1 protein-coding gene is annotated in these 1,059 nt (G+C 62.6%); it reads left to right on the forward strand.

Translation table 11 applies throughout. From position 1 onward, the window contains the following. Window positions 1–1,059 (forward strand): putative transporter (locus AB0H42_RS35900; RefSeq protein WP_357064372.1); only part of this gene is annotated, 1,059 nt, incomplete at both ends.

Raw genomic sequence — 1,059 nt, forward strand, 5'->3', positions numbered from 1 at the left:
CTACAAACAGAGAGAGCAGCTGCACAACAACAACGAGGACGAGCGCAATCCCAACCTGCAGGGCATGGCGATTAAGCAGGTGCCGTTGCTCAACGGTGAAGAGATCGTCTGTTCTCTCCTCAAGCGCGGAGAGCTGCTGATGGTGCCGGCGCCACACGAGCGGCTGGAACTTGGTGACTACCTGCATCTGGTGGGCAAGCGTGAAGATCTGGAGAACGCCCGGCTGGTGATAGGCGAAGAGGTGGACGCCTCGCTGTCGACGCGCGGCACCGCGCTGCAGGTGGTGAGGGCGGTGGTGACCAACGAGCAGGTGCTGGGCAAGAAAATCCGCGATCTGAACCTGAAGCAGAAGTATGACGTGGTAATTTCACGCCTCAACCGCGCCGGCGTCGAGCTGGTGGCCGGCAGCAACGTGACGCTGCAGTTTGGCGACATTCTCAACCTGGTCGGCCGGCCGGAGGCCATCGACGCGGTGACGGCAATCGTCGGCAACGCCCAACAAAAACTGCAGCAGGTGCAGATGCTGCCGGTCTTTATCGGCATCGGCCTCGGTGTGCTACTGGGCTCCATTCCGCTGTTTGTGCCCGGCTTCCCGGCGGCATTGCGGCTGGGGCTGGCCGGCGGGCCGTTGGTGGCGGCGCTGATCCTGGGGCGCATCGGCAGTATCGGCAAGCTGTATTGGTTTATGCCGCCGAGCGCCAACCTGGCGCTGCGCGAACTGGGCATCGTGCTGTTTCTGGCGGTGGTCGGTTTAAAATCGGGCGGCAATTTTATCGATACGTTGCTGCACGGCGAGGGGCTGACATGGATTGGTTATGGCGCGTTAATCACCGCCATTCCGCTGCTGAGCGTCGGTATTCTGGCACGCACGGTGGGCAAGATGAACTACCTGACGCTGTCCGGCATGCTGGCGGGATCGATGACCGATCCGCCGGCGCTGGCCTTCGCCAACGGTCTGCATCCCACCAGCGGCGCCGCCGCGCTGTCTTACGCCACCGTGTATCCGTTGGCGATGTTCCTGCGCATCATGTCGCCGCAGCTGCTGGCGGTGCTGTTCTG

The sequence above is a fragment of the Nocardia sp. NPDC050799 genome (assembly GCF_040654015.1).
In the GTDB taxonomy this organism is placed as follows: domain Bacteria; phylum Actinomycetota; class Actinomycetes; order Mycobacteriales; family Mycobacteriaceae; genus Nocardia.